Genomic DNA, 3,065 nt, shown 5'->3' with positions numbered 1-3,065 from the left:
CTGCGCTGGGTCGACAGTCCGCTTTCCGGTGGAGCTCCCAAGGCCCTGGTCGGTGAACTGACACTGATGGCTGGCGGTTCGGCGAAGGATGTTGCCGATGCGCATAACGTCTTGAAGCATGTCAGCTCCAACTACACACATATGGGACCTGTCGGGGCCGGTCAGACAACCAAGCTGATCAATCAGGTTCTTTGTGGCCTGGGCTTTCTTGCGGTTGCAGAGGCAACCCAGCTTGCTCTTGATGCCGGGGTCGACGCCGCGAAAATCCCGCAGGCGCTCAAGGGAGGGCGCGCGGATAGCGCGATCCTGCAGGAATACATGCCGCGCTTTGTGGAACGCGATTACCGCCGCACCGGCCGGATCGACAATATGGTCAAGGACCTAAACGGTGCACAGGACCTTGCCCGGCGCACCCATACGGCGATGCCACTGACGTCCCTTTGTGCAGAGGTTCACAGAATGCTGACGGCTGCGGGTCTCGGCGGCGAGGATCAGGCTGCGCTTATGGAGTTTTTCAAGGGACCAGATAAGGAGCAATTCAAATGATCACCCGATTTGCGCTGTTCGAGGGCAGCGTCAAACCCGGCAAGACCGAAGCGTTTCGTGCTGCGGTAAAGGAGCGGCTGGTTCCTTTGTGGCGCCAGTTTCCCGGCAACAGCGATGTTCGGGTCATGTTTGGAGAAGAGCGTGACGAAGGCGCACCGGAGTTTCCGTTGATCCTGGCGATCACCTATCCCGACAGAGACGCGATGACAGGAGCACTTGAAAGCGACGCTCGCAACAGGTCTCGCGAAGTAACCGGGGACATCGTTTCCGAGTATTTCGATGGGCGGATTCATCACCATGTGACCGAGGCGAACGCATACGCCAATTAAAGTTTTCACGGTGCTCTCGGGCCCGATTGCATAAAGGGCGCTTCAATTTTTGTTCGGGTCGGTCGTTGCGATTGCAGTGACGGGCCCATTTTGCGTATCTATAGGCTGAATTTAGTGGCGGGGGTTGAATGCAGCGAACTGTAACGATGAAGGATGTCGCACAGCAGGCCGGCGTGTCGGTCATGACTGTGAGCAGGGCCTTCAAGCAACATGCTTCAGTTGGAGAAGAAACGCGCAAGCGCATCCTGAAGATTGCCGAAGACCTCGGATATGTGTTCGACAGCAATGCAGCCACTTTCCGGTCGCAGCGCACGGGATTTGTTGCCGTGGCGATCCCTTCGATCAACAACGCAAACTTCGCCGATACGGTTGGTGCGCTTTCCGAAGTCCTCAAGGTCTCGGATCTGCAGGTGCTTCTCGGCTATTCCAACTATGATATTCGCGAAGAAGAACGGATTGTCGAACAGTTCTTGAGGCGTCGTCCCGAAGCGATTGTTTTGACCGGTGGTCGGCATACCGACAGAACACGCCAACTGCTCGAGCGTGCAAACATTCCCGTAATAGAAACCTGGGATCTGCCGGAAGACCCGATTGACCATGTGGTTGGATTTTCCAATGCGGCGACCATGCATGACCTTGTCGGACATCTCGTGGAAACAGGCCGCAGGCGCATTGCCTTTATTGGCGGCGATACCGATGGCGATACACGTGGGGCGGACCGCAGGCGCGGCTTCATAGATGCCATGGCCGCTCAAGGCCTTTCATCTGATCGTCTGATCGGGGCCGGTGAACCACCGATTTCGATGCGCGAAGGTGCTGATGCCATGTCTAGGCTGCTAAAGGACTTTCCCGATACCGAGGCCGTCATCTGCGTGTCGGACCTTTCGGCATTCGGGGCTCTTACCGAATGCATGCGCAAAGGTGTGAAGGTGCCTGATGACATTGCGATTTCCGGATTTGGCGCCTATGACATTTCGTCAATTTGCGTACCGACCCTGACGACAATCGATCCGCACCCGGTCGAAATCGGACGCAAGACAGGCGAGGTCATCATGTCCCTGCTCCGTGGTGAGGGGGACAAACAAAACGGCCCGATCCGGTTGGAGATCGGGCCGCAATTAAGCGTTGGCGGTTCCAGCGCTTAAGGCAGATTATTGTTGTGAAGCTTCAAGAATGGCGTTCACAAGAGTATCGCCATTTTGCGAAATGAAGGCCTCCCAGACCGGTTTGACCTTTTCCTGGAATGATGCGCCGTCGACATCGCGGTTGACCTTCATGCCGGCTTCTTCGAGTGCGTTGATCATTTCGTCTTCCTTGGCAATGCTCAACTTGCGCTGCATATCGACGGCTTCGGCAGCGACCTCAAGCACGATTTTCTGTTGGTCTTCCGTCAGGCCGTTGAATTTATTGAGGTTCATTGCGACAGCCAGCGGGGAATACGCGTGCTGGGTCATGCTCAGGTAGTCCTGCACCTCGAAAAACTTGAAGGAAAGCGTAACGCCTATCGGGTGGTCCTGGCTGTCGACAACACCAGTTTCAAGCGCAGTGTAAAGTTCCGCCACCGGGATTTGCTGCGGGTTGGCATCCAGGGCCGCGAACATGTCGTTAAGGGCCTTGGAATTGTTGACCCGCATTCTCAGACCCTTGACGTCGTCCGGTGTGCGGATGGGGCCCTTGTTGTTGGTCATGTTCCGATAACCGTTTTCCGGGAACCCAAGTCCTTTCAGGCCATGATCCTCGAATTTCGCCGATACGCCTTGGCCGACTTCTCCGTCCAGTACCGAATAGGCTGTTTCGCGGGTCGGGAACATGAAGGGAAGAGTGAATGCGGCCGATTCAGGCATCAGTCCGGAAAAGTTGTTGAGGCCAACCATGACGATATCGATGATGCCGGAGCGCGCGCCGTCGATCATCGTCGCATCATTTCCAAGCTGGCCTTGCGGGAAAATCTGGACTTTGACTTCACCATTTGTCCGCGTGTCGACTTCCGTCTGGAAAAACTTGGCCAGATCCTGCTGAAGGTCGGTTTCAGGTGCTGCGTGAGCGAATTTCAAAGTCACTTCCGCCAGCGACGATGTCGCCATGCTCAGGGTGACAAGGGTTGCCAGACCAATTTGTTTCAGGTGATTTTTCATTGAGAGTTCCTCCCTTCTCAACCGATGAACCATTTCATCGGGACTGTGATGATGC

At 55.7% G+C, this 3,065-nt stretch carries 4 protein-coding genes; 3 read left to right on the top strand and 1 reads right to left on the bottom strand.

Annotation, left to right across the window (positions count from 1 at the left end; genetic code table 11):
* The 3 genes from K5905_RS30645 to K5905_RS30635 form a co-directional block, all read left to right on the top strand.
* Window positions 1-546 (top strand): NAD(P)-dependent oxidoreductase (locus tag K5905_RS30645; RefSeq protein WP_297591508.1); only part of this gene is annotated, 546 nt, incomplete at its 5' end.
* Window positions 543-875, top strand: a complete 333-nt coding sequence (locus K5905_RS30640; RefSeq protein WP_297591507.1) for an antibiotic biosynthesis monooxygenase — start codon at window positions 543-545, stop codon at window positions 873-875. The genes K5905_RS30645 and K5905_RS30640, both read left to right, overlap by 4 nt.
* Before the next feature lie 128 nt (window positions 876-1,003).
* Complete coding sequence (locus tag K5905_RS30635; protein ID WP_297591506.1) at window positions 1,004-2,020, top strand: LacI family DNA-binding transcriptional regulator; 1,017 nt, start codon at window positions 1,004-1,006, stop codon at window positions 2,018-2,020.
* A 6-nt stretch (window positions 2,021-2,026) separates the two neighbouring features.
* Here K5905_RS30635 and K5905_RS30630 read toward each other — a convergent pair whose 3' ends face one another.
* Entirely contained in the window at window positions 2,027-3,010 is a 984-nt protein-coding gene (locus K5905_RS30630; RefSeq protein ID WP_297591505.1) for a DctP family TRAP transporter solute-binding subunit, read from the bottom strand.
* Between the last annotated feature and the right edge of the window lie 55 nt (window positions 3,011-3,065).

The organism is Roseibium sp., from assembly GCF_025698965.1.
Classification (GTDB): domain Bacteria; phylum Pseudomonadota; class Alphaproteobacteria; order Rhizobiales; family Stappiaceae; genus Roseibium.
Note: the sequence above shows the minus strand (reverse complement) of the source record. Positions and strands in the feature narration are given on the sequence as shown.

Coding starts and splice junctions, on each gene's coding strand:
- K5905_RS30640 (WP_297591507.1), top strand. CDS start 543: ATGATCACCCGATTTGCGCTGTTCGAGGGCAGCGTCAAACCCGGCAAG.
- K5905_RS30635 (WP_297591506.1), top strand. CDS start 1,004: ATGCAGCGAACTGTAACGATGAAGGATGTCGCACAGCAGGCCGGCGTG.
- K5905_RS30630 (WP_297591505.1), bottom strand. CDS start 3,010: ATGAAAAATCACCTGAAACAAATTGGTCTGGCAACCCTTGTCACCCTG.